This is a genomic window from Nonomuraea sp. NPDC005650, assembly GCF_040605375.1.
GTDB lineage: Bacteria > Actinomycetota > Actinomycetes > Streptosporangiales > Streptosporangiaceae > Nonomuraea.
In genome coordinates, this window is record NZ_JBEXCR010000008.1 from 257,166 (window position 1) to 273,957 (window position 16,792).

13 protein-coding genes are annotated in these 16,792 nt (G+C 72.3%); 2 read left to right on the plus strand and 11 right to left on the minus strand.

The window, feature by feature from the left end; translation table 11 throughout:
- Nucleotides 1–75: 75 nt before the first annotated feature.
- A complete protein-coding gene (locus tag ABZS69_RS16380) occupies nucleotides 76–981 on the plus strand; it encodes a LysR family transcriptional regulator (RefSeq protein ID WP_355372267.1) in 906 nt (301 codons plus the stop codon).
- 6 nt (nucleotides 982–987) lie between these two features.
- Here the strand turns inward: ABZS69_RS16380 and ABZS69_RS16385 are convergent, their stop codons facing one another.
- A complete protein-coding gene (locus ABZS69_RS16385) occupies nucleotides 988–1,785 on the minus strand; it encodes an aminotransferase class IV family protein (RefSeq protein ID WP_355372270.1) in 798 nt (265 codons plus the stop codon).
- Nucleotides 1,786–1,918: 133 nt separating this feature from the next.
- Between ABZS69_RS16385 and ABZS69_RS16390 the strand changes: the two genes are divergently transcribed.
- Nucleotides 1,919–2,767 carry a helix-turn-helix transcriptional regulator gene (locus ABZS69_RS16390; protein WP_355372273.1) on the plus strand — a complete coding sequence of 283 codons (849 nt, stop codon included), beginning with the start codon at nucleotides 1,919–1,921 and terminating at the stop codon, nucleotides 2,765–2,767.
- Here ABZS69_RS16390 and ABZS69_RS16395 read toward each other — a convergent pair.
- The 10 genes from ABZS69_RS16395 to ABZS69_RS16440 all read right to left on the minus strand — a co-directional run bounded on the left by ABZS69_RS16395 (nucleotide 2,754) and on the right by ABZS69_RS16440 (nucleotide 16,790).
- Nucleotides 2,754–4,130, minus strand: coding sequence for an L-serine ammonia-lyase (locus ABZS69_RS16395; RefSeq protein WP_355372276.1), 1,377 nt, complete (start codon nucleotides 4,128–4,130; stop codon nucleotides 2,754–2,756). The genes ABZS69_RS16390 and ABZS69_RS16395 overlap by 14 nt on opposite strands.
- Nucleotides 4,127–4,666, minus strand: a complete 540-nt coding sequence (locus tag ABZS69_RS16400) for a sarcosine oxidase subunit gamma family protein (RefSeq protein WP_355372279.1) — start codon at nucleotides 4,664–4,666, stop codon at nucleotides 4,127–4,129. The genes ABZS69_RS16395 and ABZS69_RS16400 overlap by 4 nt, the downstream gene beginning before the upstream one ends.
- On the minus strand, nucleotides 4,659–7,421 hold the full coding sequence (locus tag ABZS69_RS16405) for a 2Fe-2S iron-sulfur cluster-binding protein (protein ID WP_355372283.1): 2,763 nt from the start codon (nucleotides 7,419–7,421) through the stop codon (nucleotides 4,659–4,661). Before ABZS69_RS16405 ends, ABZS69_RS16400 begins: the two co-directional genes overlap by 8 nt.
- Nucleotides 7,418–7,666: a sarcosine oxidase subunit delta gene (locus tag ABZS69_RS16410; protein WP_355372286.1), complete on the minus strand. Its 249-nt coding sequence runs from the start codon at nucleotides 7,664–7,666 to the stop codon at nucleotides 7,418–7,420. The genes ABZS69_RS16405 and ABZS69_RS16410 overlap by 4 nt, the downstream gene beginning before the upstream one ends.
- 10 nt (nucleotides 7,667–7,676) lie before the next feature.
- Nucleotides 7,677–8,888, minus strand: coding sequence for a sarcosine oxidase subunit beta family protein (locus ABZS69_RS16415; protein ID WP_355372289.1), 1,212 nt, complete (start codon nucleotides 8,886–8,888; stop codon nucleotides 7,677–7,679).
- Nucleotides 8,885–10,141 carry a serine hydroxymethyltransferase gene (gene glyA / locus ABZS69_RS16420; RefSeq protein ID WP_355372292.1) on the minus strand — a complete coding sequence of 419 codons (1,257 nt, stop codon included), beginning with the start codon at nucleotides 10,139–10,141 and terminating at the stop codon, nucleotides 8,885–8,887. Before glyA ends, ABZS69_RS16415 begins: the two co-directional genes overlap by 4 nt.
- A gap of 14 nt (nucleotides 10,142–10,155) precedes the next feature.
- Nucleotides 10,156–12,558, minus strand: a complete 2,403-nt coding sequence (locus tag ABZS69_RS16425) for an FAD-dependent oxidoreductase (RefSeq protein WP_355372295.1) — start codon at nucleotides 12,556–12,558, stop codon at nucleotides 10,156–10,158.
- Between the two features lie 174 nt (nucleotides 12,559–12,732).
- On the minus strand, nucleotides 12,733–13,704 hold the full coding sequence (locus tag ABZS69_RS16430; RefSeq protein ID WP_355372522.1) for an ABC transporter substrate-binding protein: 972 nt from the start codon (nucleotides 13,702–13,704) through the stop codon (nucleotides 12,733–12,735).
- Between the two features lie 30 nt (nucleotides 13,705–13,734).
- On the minus strand, nucleotides 13,735–15,732 hold the full coding sequence (locus ABZS69_RS16435) for an ABC transporter permease subunit (protein ID WP_355372298.1): 1,998 nt from the start codon (nucleotides 15,730–15,732) through the stop codon (nucleotides 13,735–13,737).
- Nucleotides 15,732–16,790, minus strand: a complete 1,059-nt coding sequence (locus tag ABZS69_RS16440) for a glycine betaine/L-proline ABC transporter ATP-binding protein (protein ID WP_355372300.1) — start codon at nucleotides 16,788–16,790, stop codon at nucleotides 15,732–15,734. The genes ABZS69_RS16435 and ABZS69_RS16440 overlap by 1 nt, the downstream gene beginning before the upstream one ends.
- Nucleotides 16,791–16,792: the final 2 nt, after the last annotated feature.

Below are 16,792 nucleotides of genomic sequence, written 5' to 3' on the forward strand. Positions count from 1 at the left end.
TTCGCGAGGACCGCGACGATCGATGAGCCCACGGCATGGTTGTCAAAGGCGGCGATCGTGATCGACGATTGATCCGTGGAGCTGCAACAGATGCGCTATGTGGTCGCGGTGGCGGAGACCGCGAACTTCACCCGGGCCGCCGAGCGTTGCCAGGTCGTCCAGTCCGCGCTGAGCCACCAGATCGCCCGCCTGGAGCGGGAGCTGGGCGCCCGGCTGTTCGACCGCACCAGCCGCCGGGTCACGCTGACCCCCGCCGGGGAGGCGTTCCTGCCCGCCGCCCGGCAGGCTCTCGACGCCGCCGAACGGGCCCGCGCCGAGGTGGCGGCCGCCTCCGGCGAGCTTCGCGGCCGGCTCGCCATCGGCACCATCCCCACCGTCACCGCGGTCGACCTGCCGAGCGCACTGAAGAGCTTTCACGTGCGCCATCCGCAGGTGCGCATCACGCTGCGCGTCGGGGCCAGCGACGAGCTGGCCGAACAGGTGCGGCAGGGCACGCTGGACATCGCGTTTCTCGGGCTGCCGCCGAGCGTGCGGCCGAAGGGCGTACGGGGCCGCGCCCTGGCCCGGGGCGAGCTGGTCGCGGTGGTGGCGCCCGGCCACCCGCTGGCCGACGCGGCGGGCGTGGATCTGCACCGGCTGTCGAGCGAGGTGTTCGTCGACTTCCCCGTCGGCACGGCCGCGCGCGCCCAGTCGGACGAGGCGTTCGCCGCCGCCGGGGTCAGCCGCGAGGTCGCCTTCGAGATCACGAACGCCGACCTCATGGCGCGGCTGGTCCGGCTGGGCCTGGGCATCGCCATGATGCCCGCCGCCTTCGCGCCCGAGCTCCCCGGCGTGCGCCTCGTCGAGCTCCGCGATCCGCCCACCCGGGTGGAGCACCTGATCTGGAGCCGCCTGCGCCCCTCGCCGCCCGCCGCCGCGTTCCTGGCCGCACTGGACATCGGGGCCACGGGGGAGACGCCGGAGCCGCCGCCCTCCGAGTAAAGGTCGTCAGGGGGCGGTCAGCGGTTCGGCCTGGTAGGCGCGGTGCAGCAACCGTACGAAGGACTCCGCCTCCGGCAGGGGCGCGGAGCCGATCCGGTGGACGGGCACCCCCGGCATCCACGAGTTCATGACCACGGCCCCGGCCAGGTCGGGCAGGTCGGCGAGGGTGAGCTCCTGGGCGCGCTGGGGGATGCCGAGGCGATCCAACTGGCGGCGGACGACGGCCATCGTGGTCCCGGTCAGCATGTCGGCCACGGGCCACACGACGGCGGTGCCGTCCCAGAAGGCCAGGTTCCAGATCGAGCCCTCGCTGAGCCGGCCGCGCCGGTCGACGAAGGCGGCGTCGTCGAAGCCCTGCCCGGCGGCCTGGCGGAGGAAGTACGTCTTGGCCACCTCGCCGACGTGCTTCACCGCGGGCAGGACCCGCTCGTGCTCGACCGCCGCCAGCGTCAGCGGGCCCGCCGGGCCGGAGGCGGCGGGGCCCGTACGCACCAGCACCTCGGGCTCCACCTCGGGCCCGGCCACGGTGAATTCACCCGCCGGTGAATACACCGTGGCCGTCAGCGAGACGTCGGCCGGCCCGGCCCGCAGCGCCGCCCGCAGGGCGGACAGCACCCGATCGTCGGGCAACGCCCGGCCGAACAGCTCCACCGAGGCGCGCCGCAGCCGTTCCAGGTGCAGGTCCAGGCCGCGGACCCGGCCTCCGCGCACCTGCATGGCGGTGAAATGCGCATAGCCCGCGAAGGCCAGCGGCGCCAGCTCCTCGGCGGTCACGGGCCGGCCGTCGCGTTGAGCGGTGAACATCGAAATCTCCCCTTCACCTGGTGGTCAGGGAAGTCGAGCCTGCCGCAGCCCGGCCGGATCACCCAGAACCCCGCTGGTCCTACTACTGGCAGGGTCAGCCTTGTCCGGCGTCCTATGCGTACGATCGGGTGTTATGACGGAAATAGCCGATATCGGGGAGTTCCTGCGTAGCCGCCGGGCGCGGTTGAGGCCGGAGGACGTCGGGCTGCCGGTCTTCAACCGGCACCGGCGCGTGCCGGGGCTGCGCCGCGAGGAACTGGCCCAGCTCGCCGGCGTGTCCGTCGCCTACCTCACGCGGCTGGAACAGGGCAAGGGCAACAACGTGTCGGCCGAGGTGATCGGGGCGATCACGCGCGCGCTGCGGCTGAGCGACACCGAGCACGAGCACCTCACGCGGCTCGTCAAGTGCCAGGACCGCAGGAAGTACGGGCCGCCGCCGCTGCAGCAGGTACGCACCGCGCTCGGGCAGCTGCTCGCCTCCTTGGAAGGGGTTCCGGCGTACGTGACCGGGCCGCGCTCGGACCTCCTGGGCTGGAACCCGATGGCGGCGGCCCTGTTCGGCGACTGGGACCGGCTGCCGCCCCAGGAGCGCAACTGGGCGCGGCTGGTGTTCCTGGAGCCCGGCCATCGGCGGCTGTTCGCGGACTGGGAGTCGAAGGCGGCCGACGTCGTCGGAGCGCTGCGCCTGTACGCCGGCTGCTATCCCGACGACCCGCGGCTGCTGACCCTGGTGGGCGAGCTGTCGGTGAAGAGCGAGACGTTCCGCCGCCTGTGGGCCGGGCACGACGTCAAGGAGAGCAACCACGGGGTCCAGCGCCTGCGGCACCCCCTGGTGGGCGAGCTCACGCTCTCCTTCGAGTCGTTCCGCCTGCCCGACGACCCCGAGCAGTCCCTGACCGTCTACCACGCCCCGCCCGGCTCCGCGGCGGCGGAGAACCTGCGGCTGCTGGCCAGCTGGGACGCCTCCGTCAGCACTCGATGACGTTGACGGCCAGGCCGCCGCGCGAGGTCTCCTTGTACTTGTCGAGCATGTCGCGGCCGGTGTCGCGCATGGTCTTGATCGCCTTGTCCAGCGAGACGAAGTGGCGGCCGTCGCCGCGCAGGGCGATGCGGGCGGCGGCGATCGCCTTGATGGAGGCCACCGCGTTGCGCTCGATGCACGGGATCTGGACCAGGCCGCCGATCGGGTCGCAGGTCAGGCCCAGGTTGTGCTCGATGCCGATCTCGGCGGAGTTCTCCACCTGCTCCGGGGTGCCGCCCAGCACCTCGGTCAGCCCGGCCGAGGCCATCGAGCAGGCCGAGCCCACCTCGCCCTGGCAGCCCACCTCGGCGCCGGAGATCGAGGCGTTCTCCTTGAACAGCACGCCGATCGCCGCCGCCGTCAGCAGGAAGCGCACCACGCCGTCGTCGTCGGCGCCGGGGACGAACCGCGTGTAGTAGGTGAGCACCGCCGGGATGATGCCCGCGGCGCCGTTGGTGGGCGCGGTGACGACGCGGCCCCCGGCGGCGTTCTCCTCGTTGACCGCCAGCGCGAACAGCGACACCCAGTCCATCGCGTGCAGCGGGTCCTTCTCCGGCGCCTCCGCCAGCAGGCGCCGGTGCAGCCCGTGGGCGCGGCGGCGCACGCGGAGCCCGCCCGGCAGCACGCCCTCGGAGGCGATGCCGCGGCGGACGCACTCGCCCATCACCCGCCACAGGTCCAGGATGCCCGCGCGGATCTCCTCCTCGGTGCGGCCGAACGCCTTCTCGTTCGCCAGCATCAGCCCGGAGATCGACAGCCCGGTGTTCGAGCAGTGCTTGAGCAGCTCCTCCGCGGTCGTGAACGGGTAGGGCAGGACCGTGTCGTCCGCCTTGACGCGGTCGGCGCCGGTGGCCGTCTCGTCGACGACGAAGCCGCCGCCGACCGAGAAGTACACCTTCTCCCGCAGGACCCCGCCGTCGGCCCCGAGGGCGGTGAAGCGCATCCCGTTGGGGTGGCCGGGCAGGGAGATCCTGCGCTCGAAGACCAGGTCCTCGCCGATCACGAACGGCACCGGGTGCGTGCCGCAGAGCGCCACGGTGCCCGACTCCCGCATGGCCAGCAGCCGGGCGTCGACGGAGTCCACGTCGACCAGCTCCGGCTGCTCGCCGGACAGGCCGAGCAGCACGGCCTTGTCGCTGCCGTGGCCCTTGCCGGTCAGCCCGAGCGAGCCGTAAAGGATCACCCCGACCCGGGCGACGGACTCCAGCAGCCCGTCCTGCCGCAGGCCCCGGACGAACCGGTGCGCCGCCGCCATCGGCCCGCCCGTGTGCGAGCTGGACGGCCCGATGCCGATCTTGAACAGGTCGAAGACCCCGATGCTCACGTCACGTACTCCGCCGCCGCGTCCAGCAGCCACTCCGCCAGGTAGGCGGCGAAGGACGAGCGCACCAGCACCAGGAACCCGTCCTCCCGCGGCACGAGCACGACCTGCGCCCGCGCCAGCACGGTCTGCGCGCACCGGCCGGGCCCGAACCCGCTCGGGTGCAGGTCCAGCGCGCAGCCGTGGGCGAGCAGGTCACGCGCCCTGGGCCCGCCCACGAACAGGGTGGTGCGCTGCGCCGAGACGTCCACGGTCGAGCCGTGCCGCTCGCCGAGCGCCTTGCGCAGCAGCTCGGGCCGATACCCGGGCGGGGCGATCACCAGCCACTCGTCCGGCCCCAGCCAGGCAGTGGTGACCTCGCCGGAGGTCACCGCGGTGTTGGGCTCGACCGGCAGCGGGACGCCGAGCTCGGTCCCTGGTCCCACCCGCACGTTGACATGGGTGAGGAAGGGGATCTCCCGCAGCGTCAACGCCCCGCTCCGCGAGGCCGCCTCGAAACGGCCGGCGAACGCCGCGGCCGGACTCCTGCGCTCAACCATCGCGACGCGCTCCTTCGGGGTCATAAAGGACGTGGGACGTGACGGTCACCGGCACCATGGCGTCGCCGACGGGCGCGTACAGCCGCTCGCCGTGCCGCGACTGCCCGCCCTTGAGCAGGGCCAGCGCGAACGTACGGCCGAGCGCCGCGCTGCGGTAGCTGGAGGTGACGTGGCCCAGCATGGGCACCGGCGGCTCGGGCAGTTCGGCGGAGGCGACCAGGTGGGCGCCCTCGGGCAGCAGGAAGCCATGGTCGTCCGGCAGCAGCCCGACGAGCTGCTTGCGGTCGGGCCGGGAGGTGTCGGCCCTGGCGTGGGAGCGCTTGCCCACGAAGTCGGGCTTCTTCTTCGACACCACCCACGACATGCCCAGGTCCTGCGGCGTGACGGTGCCGTCGGTGTCCTGGCCGACGATCGGGTAGCCCTTCTCGGCCCGCAGCACGTGCATGGTCTCGGTGCCGTACGGGGTGACGCGGCCGTCGGACATGATCGCGCTCCACAGGCGGAGCCCGTCCCAGGAGGTCACGTTGATCTCGTAGGCCAGCTCGCCGGAGAAGCTGATGCGGCACACCCGGGCGGGGATCCCGGCCACGCCGGCCTCGCGCCAGGTCATGAACGGGAAGTCGGCCGCCGAGACCGCCAGGTCGGGCGCCAGCGAGCCGAGCACCTCGCGCGAACGCGGCCCGACCAGCGCGACCGTCGCCCACTGCTCGGTCACCGAGGTGAAGTGCACCCGCAGCGACGGCCACTCGGTCTGCAGCCATTCCTCCATCCAGTCCAGCACCGCGGCGGCGTTGCCGGTCGTGGTGGTGACCAGGAAGTGGTCGGCCGCCAGGCGGATGACGGTGCCGTCGTCGAAGACCATGCCGTCGGCCCGGCACATCACGCCGTACCGGATCGAGCCGACGGCCAGGGAGCTCATCAGGTTCGTGTAGATCCGGTCGAGGAACTCGCCCGCGTCCGGGCCGATCACGTCGATCTTGCCGAGCGTGGAGGCGTCCATCGCCGCCACGTCCTCGCGGGCGGCGCGGCATTCGCGCAGCACGGCGGCCTCCATGTCCTCGCCCGGGCGCGGGTAGTACCAGGGCCGCCGCCACTGCCCGACGTTCTCGAACAGGGCTCCGTGCCCGGCGTGCCACTCGTGCAGCGCCGTCACCCTGACGGGGTCGTGCAGCGCCCCGCGGTCGCGCCCGGCCAGCGCCGCGAAGCTCACCGGCGTGTACGGTGCCCGGTAGGAGGTGACCCCGACCTCGCCTACCGGCACGCCCAGCGCGTGGGCCACCACGGCCGAGGTCAGCAGCCCCGACGTCTTGCCCTGGTCGTGCGCGGTCCCGGCGGTGGTGTAGCGCTTGACATGCTCGACCGAGCGCAGCCCCGCGCCGGTGGCGCGCAGCACGTCGGCCGCGGTGACGTCCCGCTGCAGGTCCACGAAGTGCCCGCCCCACCCTCCGACAGGGTCGTCCGCCGGCACCAGCCAGTACGGCATCCCGCCGGGCCCTGGAGGCACCGGCTCGCCGTCCCCTGCGCCGTCGATCAGGCAGCCCTCCAGCGTGAACACGCCCCTGGCGGCCCCGGCCACGCGGACGGCCTGCCGCGAGACCCCGGGCACCAGCGCGGCCAGGTCCTCGTCGTAGCGCAGCGTCCCGCCCGACTGGCTGAACAGGTGCACCACCGGGTTCCACCCGCCGGACACCAGCAGCAGATCGGCCTCGATCTCGGTGCCGCCGGCCAGGACGGAGGAGACCTCGCCCGCGCCCCTGGCGGCCTCGATCGCCTGCCCGGCCAGCACCTCGATGCCGCGCCGCCGGGCTTCGTGCAGCGGCCCGGGGGAGGGGCGCACGTCCACGATCGCGGCCACGTCCAGGCCCGCGTCCGCCAGGTCGAAGGCGGCCTCGTACGCGCTGTCGTTGGTGGTGAAGACCACGGCCCGGCGGCCGGGCAGCACGCCGTACCTGACGGCGTAGGTGCGCGCGGCGCCGGCCAGCATCACGCCGGGCAGGTCGTTGCCCGCGAAGGCGATCGGCCGCTCGTGCGCGCCGGTGGCCAGCACGACCCGGCCCGCCCGGATGCGCCAGATCCGCTCCCTGGCCACGTGGGCGGGGGCGGCCGCGCCGAGGTGGTTGGTACGGCGCTCGACGGCCATGAGGTAGTTGTCGTCGTAGTAGCCGAAGACCGTGGTGCGGCGGAGCACCGTGACGTCCGGCAGACGTTCCAGCTCGGCCGCCACCGCCGCCGCCCACTCGTGGCCGCTGACCTGCTCGTCTCCGGAGGACACCCGCTCGGTGCCGCCCAGCAGGCTGCCGCCCGGCCGGGGCTGCTCGTCGGCCAGGATCACCCGGGCCCCGTCCCTGGCGGCGGCCCGGGCGGCGGCCAGCCCGGCCGGTCCGGCGCCGACCACCAGCACGTCGCAGTGGGCGTGCACGGCGTCGTAGCGGGCCGGGTCGGGCCCGTCGGCCAGGCGGCCCCGGCCGGGCAGGCCGCTCGCCACGAGCCCGTCGTACAGCTCGACCGTGGTGGCCGGCTGCATCGGCTCGGGGAAGGGCCACTCGATCTGGACGAGCGCGCTGGGCTCCTCGCTGCCCGCGGCGAAGATGCCGCGCGGGCGGCCCAGCCTGACGCTGGTGGCGGCCTGCCGCACGCCGTTGGCCAGCAGCGCGGAGGCCAGGGTGTCGCCGGGGTGACCGGTCAGCTCGCGGCCGTCGAAGCGGAAGCGCAGCGTGTGGCCGCGGTCGATCAGCCCGCCGGTGGACAGCCTCATCGGGCCTCCAGGATCTCGTTGGTGGCGGTGTCGCGGACCAGGTTGAACCAGCGGCGGCAGCCCGCCGAGTGACTCCACCGCTCGGCGAAGGGGCCCTTGGGGTTGTCGCGGAAGAACAGGTAGCGCGCCCACTCCTCGTCCGACAGCGCGGCCGGATCGGCCGGGTAGGCGACGTGGGCCTGCCCGCCGTAGTGGAACTCGGCCTCGTCGCGAGGGCCGCACCAGGGGCATGGGATCTGCAGCATCGGCGGCTCCTCAGTGCGCGACCGCGGCGGCGCCGTGCTCGTCCACGAGCGCCCCGGTGGTGAATCGGTCAAGGGAGAAGGGGGCGTTGAGCGGGTGCGGCTCGTCGTTGGCCACCGTGTGCGCGAAGCACCAGCCCACGCCGGGCGTCGCCTTGAAGCCGCCCGTGCCCCAGCCGCAGTTGAGGTAGAGGTTCCGGACCGGGGTCAGGCCGACGATCGGCGAGGCGTCGGGCGAGACGTCCACCACGCCGCCCCAGGTACGCAGCACGTGCGCGCGGGCGAAGATCGGGAACAGCTCCAGCGCGGCGGCCATCTGCCGCTCGATGATGTGGAAGGCGCCCCGCTGCCGGTAGGAGTTGGCCGCGTCGATGCCGGCGCCCATGACCAGCTCGCCCTTGTGAGCCTGGCTGACGTAGACGTGCACGGCGTTGGACATGACGACCGTCGGGTGCACGGGTTCGAGCAGCTCGGACACCAGCGCCTGGAGCGGGTGGCTCTGCAGCGGCAGGTCGATCCCCGCGGTCTTGGCCACGACCGAGGAGTGCCCCGCCGCGCACAGCGCCACCCGGCCGGCCGCGATCGTGCCCCGGGTGGTCTCCACGCCGGTGACCCGGCCGTCGCTCACCTCCAGCCCGGTGACCTCGCAGTGCTCGATGAAGTCCACGCCGAGGGCCGCCGCGGCGCGCGCGTACCCCCAGGCGACGTGGTCGTGCTTGGCGATGCCGGCGCGGGGCTGGAAGGTGGCGCCGAGCACCGGGTAGCGCACGTGGGGCGAGATGTCGACGATCGGGCACACCTCGCGGACCTGCTCGGGGTCCAGCCACTCGGCGTCGACGCCGTTGAGCCGGTTGGCCTCGACGCGGCGCACGCTGTCGCGCACGTCCTGGAGGCTGTGCGCGAGGTTGAGCACGCCGCGCTGGCTGAACAGCAGGTCGTAGCCGAGCTCCTCCTCCAAGCCCTCCCACAGCTTGAGCGCGTGCTCGTAGATGCCCGCGCTCTCGTCCCACAGGTAGTTGGAGCGGATGATCGTGGTGTTGCGCGCCATGTTCCCGCCGGCCAGCCAGCCGCGCTCCAGGACCGCGATGTCCGTGATGCCGTGGTTCTTGGCCAGGTAGTAGGCGGTGGCCAGGCCGTGGCCGCCGGCTCCGACGATGACCACGTCGTAGGAGCGCTTGGGCTCGGCGGCGCGCCACAGCCACTCGGGGTGCTCGGGCAGGTTCATCGCGCCTCTCCGTACAGCGGGTGCTTGCCGGCCAGGACCTCGACCCTGTCGCGCAGGAACGACAGGTCGGCCTCCGGCGTCAGCGCGGTGGCGATGATGTCGGAGACCTCCGCGAAGTCGGCCGCCTCGAATCCGCGCGTGGCCAGCGCCGGGGTGCCGATCCGCAGGCCCGAGGTGACCATCGGCGGGCGCGGGTCGAACGGCACGGCGTTGCGGTTGACCGTGATCCCGGCCGCGTGCAGCCGGTCCTCGGCCTGCTTGCCGTCCAGCTCGGACTCGCGCAGGTCGACCAGGACCAGGTGCACGTCGGTGCCGCCGGTCAGCACCTTGACACCCGCGGCCGCCGCGTCGGGCGCCAGCAGCCGCTCGGCCAGGATGCGCGCGCCCTCCAGCGTGCGGCGCTGCCGCTCCCCGAACGCGTCCCCGGCGGCGATCTTGAAGGACACCGCCTTGGCCGCGATCACGTGCTCCAGCGGGCCGCCCTGCTGGCCGGGGAAGACCGAGGAGTTGATCTTCTTGGCGAGCTCCGCGGTGGACAGGATCACCCCGCCGCGCGGGCCGCCGAGCGTCTTGTGCGTGGTCGTGGTCGTGATGTGCGCGTGCGGCACGGGGGAGGGGTGCAGCCCCGCCGCCACCAGCCCGGCGAAGTGCGCCATGTCCACCATCAGGTACGCCCCCACCTCGTCGGCGATCCGGCGGAAGGCCGCGAAGTCCAGGTGCCGGGGGTAGGCCGACCAGCCGGCGATGATGAGCCTGGGCCGGTGCTCGCGCGCCAGGCGCTCGACCTCGTCCATGTCCACCAGGTGGTCGCTCTCGCGCACGTGGTAGGCGACCACGTTGTAGAGGCGGCCGGAGAAGTTGATGCGCATCCCGTGCGTCAGGTGGCCGCCGTGGGCCAGGTCGAGGCCCAGGATGGTGTCGCCGGGCTCCAGCAGCGCGGCCATCGCCGCGGCGTTGGCCTGGGCTCCGGAGTGCGGCTGCACATTGGCCGCCTCGGCGCCGAACAGCGCCTTGATCCGGTCGATGGTGATCTGCTCGATCACGTCCACGTGCTCGCAGCCGCCGTAGTAGCGCCGGCCCGGGTAGCCCTCGGCGTACTTGTTGGTGAGCACCGAGCCCTGGGCCGCCATCACGGCGGCGGGCGCGAAGTTCTCGGAGGCGATCATCTCCAGCGTCGAGCGCTGCCTGGCCAGCTCGGCGCCGATCAGGGCGTGGACCTCGGGGTCCACCACGTCCAGCGGGGTGTCGATCATATGAGGTCCTTTCCCTAACCGCGCAGCCGGGTCATCGCCGGGTCGAAGAGCGGCTCCTCCGCCACGACGGCCGGGACGCGCTGGTCGAAGTAGCCGATGTGCAGGGCCTGGCCCGGGTTCGCGAGAGCGGCGGGCAGCCAGGCGTAGGCGATGCCCCGGCCGACGGTGTAGCCGTAGGCGGCGCTGGTGACGTAGCCGGCGACCCGGTCGCCGTCGTAGACCGGCTCCTTGCCCATGACCACCTCGTCGGTCAGCAGGCAGGTGAGCTTCCTGCCGACCGACTCCTTGCGCTCCAGCAGCGCCCGGCGGCCGACGAAGTCGCCCTTGTCCAGCTTGACGGCGAAGCCGAGGCCGGCCTCGTACGGGTCGTGCTCGAAGGTCATGTCGGTGCCGAAGGAGCGGTAGCCCTTCTCCAGGCGCAGGCTGGTGAAGGCGCCCCGGCCGCCGGCCAGCACGCCGTGCTCGCCGCCCGCGGACCAGAGCGTGTCCCAGAGCTTGAGCCCCATGTCGGCGGTCGTGTAGATCTCCCAGCCCAGCTCCCCGACGTAGGACAGTCGCAGCATGGTGACGGGCACGTTGCCGATGAAGCCGCGGGCGCCGCGGAAGTACTTCAACGCGGTCAGGTCGATCCCGGTCAGCGGCTGGACCAGGTCGCGGGCCCTGGGGCCCCACACGCCCAGGCAGCAGGTGCCGGCGGTGATGTCGCGGATGAACACGTCGGCGGAGCGGTGCCGCTCCAGCCAGTCCAGGTCCAGGTTGCCGTTCGCGCCGACCTGGAAGCGGTCGGGGCCGAGCCGGGCCACGGTGACGTCGCTGCGGATGCCGCCGTCGGTGTCGAGCAGCAGGCAGTACGTCACCGAGCCGACTGACTTGTACACGTCGCCGGTGGTCATCCGCTGCAGGAACGCCAGTGCGCCGGGGCCGCTGATCTCCAGCCGCTTGAGCGCGCTCATGTCGTACAGCGCGACCGTCTCGCGGGTGGCCTGCGCCTCGGCGCCGACGACCGGCGACCAGTACTGCGCGGCCCACGGTCCGGGCGTGGGGAGGTCGCGCCCGTCCAGCAGGGGCGCGTTGGCGCCGTACCACTGCGGGCGCTCCCAGCCCGAGGCCTCCAGGAAGACGGCCCCCAGGTCCCGCTGGCGCGGGTGGAAGGGGCTCAGCCGCAGCGGGCGCGGGTGCTCCATCGGCTGCAGCGGGTGGATGATGTCGTAGACCTCGACGTAGTTCTGGCAGCCGCGCTCGCGCACGTAGTCGGGCGCGAGCTGGTGCGGCTCGAACCGGTTGACGTCGCACTCGTGCAGGTCGAACGAGGAGCAGTGGCCGTCGACCAGCCACTCGGCCATCGCCCGCCCGACGCCCGCTGAGTGGGTGACCCAGACCGCCTCGGCCACCCAGAAGCCCTCGACGTCCGGGGACTGCCCCATCAGCGGCAGGTGGTCGGTGGTGAAGGAGAACAGCCCGTTGATGCCGGACTCGACCTCCGCCTTCTGCATGTCGGGCAGCAGCGCCTGGGTCTCGTCCCAGGCCGCGGCGAAGTCGTCGGGCGTGAAGGTGAGCACCGACGGCATCACCTCCGCCTCGTCCACGGAGAGGATCTCGTCGGCGCCGATCGGCATCGGCCGGTGGCCGTAGTAGCCGATGCCGAGCGTGTCGTAGCGCTCGCGGTAGTACAGGTCGGCGTCCTGGTGGCGGAGGATCGGCCGGGTCGCCTCCTCGGTCTGGCCGGCCAGCCCCGGCACCTGCCCGGTCCAGGCGAGCTGGTGGGCCAGCGGGGTGAGCGGCAGCTCCATGCCGACCATGCGGGCCACCCGCGGGCCCCAGATCCCGGCGCAGCACACGACCACCTCGGCGGGGAGGTCGCCGTGGTCGGTCACCACCGCGCACACCCTGCCGTCCTGGGTCCTGATGTCGAGGACCTCGTGCCGGGGCAGCACCCGCACGCCGCGCTCCTGTGCCCTGGCCAGCTGGGCGTCGACCGCCTTGACCGCCTTGGCCAGCCCGTCCGTGGGGATGAACAGCCCGCCGAGCACCTTGGCCTCGTCCAGCAGCGAGTGCTTGGCGAGACACTCCTCCGGCGTGAGCAGATGGGCCTCGAGCCCCCACGCGACCGCCCAGCCGTGCCGGCGGCGCAGCTCGGCCAGCCGCTGCGGGCTCGTGGCCACCTCAAGCCCGCCGACCTGCAGGAAGCTGTCGAGCTCGACGAACTTCTCCGCGGTGTAGCGGGCCATCTCGGTCATCGTCTTCGATCCGTTGACCTGGAAGACCAGGCCGGGGGCGTGCGAGGAGGAGCCGCCCGTGGCGGGCACATCTCCCTGGTCGACGACGGTGACGTCGGTCCAGCCTCGGGCGGACAGCTCGTCGGCCAGGGCGGCGCCGACCACGCCCGCGCCGATGATGACCACGCTCGGGCCCGTCATAGCCACCTCCGTTGTTGCGGTATATGCAACCAAACGCGCTTTCCGCAACAAGCGTCGCTCGCTGCATTCCGGGTGTCAAGAGGTATTCCGTACGGCTTTCGGCCGGTGAACGCACACGTACGCCCGGCCCGATCGCGGCAGGACGATCGGGCCGGGCGCACGGCGGAGGAGCGGTCAGGTCGCGGGGAGCCAGGCCTTGACCTTGTCCGGGTTGGCGGCGACCCACTTGGCGGCCGCCTCCTCGGGAGTCATCTTGTCCTCGGCGATGTAGCGGGCCACCAGGTTCTGGTCGTCGTTGGTCCAGGTGAAGTTCTTGACCAGCGTGTAGGCGGGGCTGCCGGAGTCCGCGAACTTCTTGCTCACGATCTTGTCCAGCTCGTACGGCGGATAGTCGCAGGCCACCTTGGCCGCGTCGGCGTCACACCCCTCGGTGTACGCGGGCAGGTTGACCTTGACCAGCTTCACCTCCGACAGGAACCACTGCGGGTCGTAGAAGTAGCCGATGAGCGGCGTCTGCTGCTTCTCCGCCTGCCGGAAGGCCTGGATGAGCGCGGTCTCGCTGCCCGCGTAGACGACCTTGTAGTCCAGGTCGAGGTTCTTGACCAGCGCCGCGTCGTTGGTGACGAAGGACGGGTCGCCGTCGAGCAGCTGGCCCTTGCCCCCGGACTCGGAGGTCTTGAACAGCGAGGCGTACTTGTTGAGGTTCTTCGAGTCGGTGATGTCGGGGTACTTCTTGGCCATCCACGGCGGCACGAACCAGCCGATGACGCCCTTGTTGCCGGTCGGCCCCGCCGAGACGGCGACCTTCTGCTCGTCGATGTACTTCTTCTTCAGGTCGTCGTGGGCCCAGTTCTCCACGACCGCGTCGACCTCGCCGGTGGCGAAGCCCTGCCAGGACACCTCCTCCTTCAGGTCCTTCTTCACGACCTTGCAGCCGAGGTTCTTCTCCGCGACGAGCGCGATCACCGCGGCGTTGGCCTCGTAGCCCACCCACGGGTTGACCGCGAGGTTGAACGTGCCGCACGTCTTGCCGCCTCCCGCGGCGGCCTGCTGGGTTTCGCCGACCTTCGCTCCGCTGCACGCGCTGAGCAGGAGGCCGCCGCCGGTCACGAGCGCGAGCGCCCTGATCCTGCCGCTTCTCGACATCGCCACTTGGTCCTCCTGTGTTCCTGTTCCTTATTTGTTCGCAAGCCCTCCGTGGGCGGCGGCGTCGGCCCGTTGCGTGGCGGCGCGCATGACGCGGTCGAGCACGATGCCGAGCACGACGATCGCGATCCCGGCGGCCAGCCCCTTCCCGCGGAGCTCGTGCTGGGAGAACCCGGCCACCACGTCGTAGCCGAGCGCCCCCGCGCCCACCAGGCCGCCCACGACGACCATCGAGAGCACGTAGATGAGTCCCTGGCTCGCGGCCAGTGTCACGCCGCTGCGCGCCATCGGCAGCTGCACCTTGGAGATCAGCTGCCAGGTGCCCGCCCCGGCCGAGAGCGCCGCCTCCACCGTGGTGGGCGAGACCCGCCTGATGCCCTCGGCCACCAGCTTGATCGCCACCGGCGCGGCGAAGACCACGGCGGCGATGATCGCGGTGAACCGCGTCGGGCCGAACAGGCCGAGGATGGGCACCAGGTACACGAAGGCGGGCATGGTCTGTCCCGCGTCGAGCACGGGGCGCAGCAGGGTGTCGGCCCGGTCGCTGCGGCCCATCCACACGCCGACGACCACGCCGAGCACCATCACCAGGATGGTCGCGACCAGCGTGGAGGCCAGCGTCACCATGCTGTCCTGCCAGAGCCCGAGCGCCAGCACCATCAGCAGCCCGATGGCGGTGACCAGCGCGGCCCGCGCGCTGCCCACCAGCAGGGCCACGGCCACCGCCACCAGGCAGACCAGCCACCAGGGCGAGCCGGTCAGCAGGGCCTCGAACGGGTTGAGCAGCCCGTTGGTGAGCGCGTTCTTGAGTGCGTCGGTGTAGGTCACCAGGCTGTCCTGCACCCAGGCGCTGGCGGTGTCCGCGGCGTTGCGCACGTACGAGCCGATGTTCGCCTCGACGGGGAAGTCCGCGGCCCAGAGGTAGGTGTAGGACTGGTACGCCAGCACGGCCGCGATCCCGAGCACGCCCGCCACCTCGATGCGGCGCCGGCGCGCGGTCCGCAGCCGGCCCGCGCGGCGCTGGACCTCCACCCGGCGGCTGGCGGCGGAGGTCACCCGGTCGAGCACCACGGCCATGATCACGATCGCCAGGCCGGCGTTGAAGGCGGTGCCGACGTCCAGCGTCTGCAGCGCCTTGAGCACGGTCTTGCCCAGGCCGGGCGCGTCGATCAGGGCCGCGATGGTGGCCATGGACAGTGCGGCCATGATCGTCTGGTTGACGCCCACGATGATCGTCTGCCTGGCCATCGGCAGCCGCACGTGCCGCAGCGCCTGCGCGGGCGTGGCGCCGAGCGACGTGCCCGCCTCCATCGTCTCCGGCGAGACCTGCCGGATGGCGTGCGCGGTGATGCGGATCGCCGGCGGGACCGCGTAGATCATCGTGGCCACGGTCGCGCTGGCCGGGCCGATGAGGAAGAACAGCGTCAGTGGCGCCAGATAGACGAACGTCGGCATCGTCTGCATGAAGTCGAGCACCGGCGTGACCAGCCGCAGGAACCGGTCGCTCAGCCCCGCCCAGATCCCGAGCGGGATGCCCACGGCCAGCGACAGCACGACCGCCGTCAGCGTGAGGGCGAGCGTGTCCATGCTCTCCTGCCACAGGCCGAGCAGCCCGAAGGACAGGAAGCCCGCGGCCGTCAGCGCCGCCACCTTCCTGTTGCCGTACAGCAGGGCGACGGCCGTGGCGATCGCCACCACGCCGAGCCAGCCCAGCACGGGCAGGGGGCGGCCGAAGGACGGCTGGCTGATCAGCGCCTGGACGAAGGTCACGGCGTCGTCCAGGAAGAGCCGGATGTAGTTGACGAAGTAGAGGAAGAACGGGTTGCTGTTGCGGCTGTCGTCGATGACGTCCATGGCCTGGCTGAGGTCGCGGTGCAGCGGGGTCAGCTCGGCGCCGCCCAGCTGCTGGGTGTCGCGCCCGCCGAACACCGCCCAGCCCACCACCCAGGCGGCGACGACCAGGGCCAGCAGCAACCGGCGGTCGGGCAGCTTGTGCAGCCTTGCGGCGACCGCCGTGACGGCCGCCATCAGTGCTGCCCTCCGGCGATCACTTCGAGGATCTCCGCGCTGGTGACCACGCCGAGCAGGGTGCCGTCCCCGACCACGCGCACCGGGCGGTCCGCCGACAGCACGGTGTGCACGGCGTCGCGGATGACCACGTCGGGCCCGAGCTCCGGGCCGTCGAGCGGCTCGTCGACCAGCGGCGGGCGCATGATCCACGACAGGGTCAGCACGTGCGAGCGCGGGACGTCGCTGACGAAGTTGGCGACGTACTCGTCGGCGGGCGCGCCCACCACCTCGTCGGGCGTGCCGACCTGGACCAGCTCGCCGTCGCGCATGATGAGGATCCGGTCGCCCAGCTTGAGCGCCTCGCTCAGGTCGTGGGTGATGAAGATCATCGTCTTGCCCACCTCGTGGTGCAGGCGGATGACCTCGTTCTGCATCTCGCGCCTGATCAGCGGGTCGAGCGCCGAGAACGGCTCGTCGAACAGCAGCATGTCGGGATCGGCCGCGAGCGCGCGGGCCAGGCCGACGCGCTGCTGCATGCCGCCGGAGAGCTGGTCGGGGTAGGAGTTCTCGAAGCCGGTCAGCCCGACCAGCCCGAGCACCTCGCGGGCCCGCGCGTAGCGGTCCTTCTTGGGGGTGCCGCGGATCTCCAGCCCGAAGGCCACGTTCTCCAGCACGCACCGGTGCGGCAGCAGCCCGAAGTGCTGGAAGACCATCGCCATCCGGTGCCTGCGCAGCTCGCGCAGCTTGCGGGCGTCGGCCGCGCGGATGTCCTCGCCGTCGAGGACGATCTCGCCCGCCGTGGGCTCGATCAGCCGGGTCAGGCAGCGCACCAGGGTGGACTTGCCCGAGCCCGACAGGCCCATGACGACGAACACCTCGCCCCGCCGGACCGAGAAGGAGACGTCGCGGACCGCGGCGACGCAGCCGGTCTGCTCCTTGAGCTCCGCGCGGCTCAGGGTGCTGCCGACCACGCGGCCGGCCTTGGGGCCGAACACCTTCCACAGCCCTCGGACGTCGAGAATGGGGGGTGCCTCGGTGTTGAGTGGTGTGCTTTCGGTCAGTGACGGGACGGTCATGA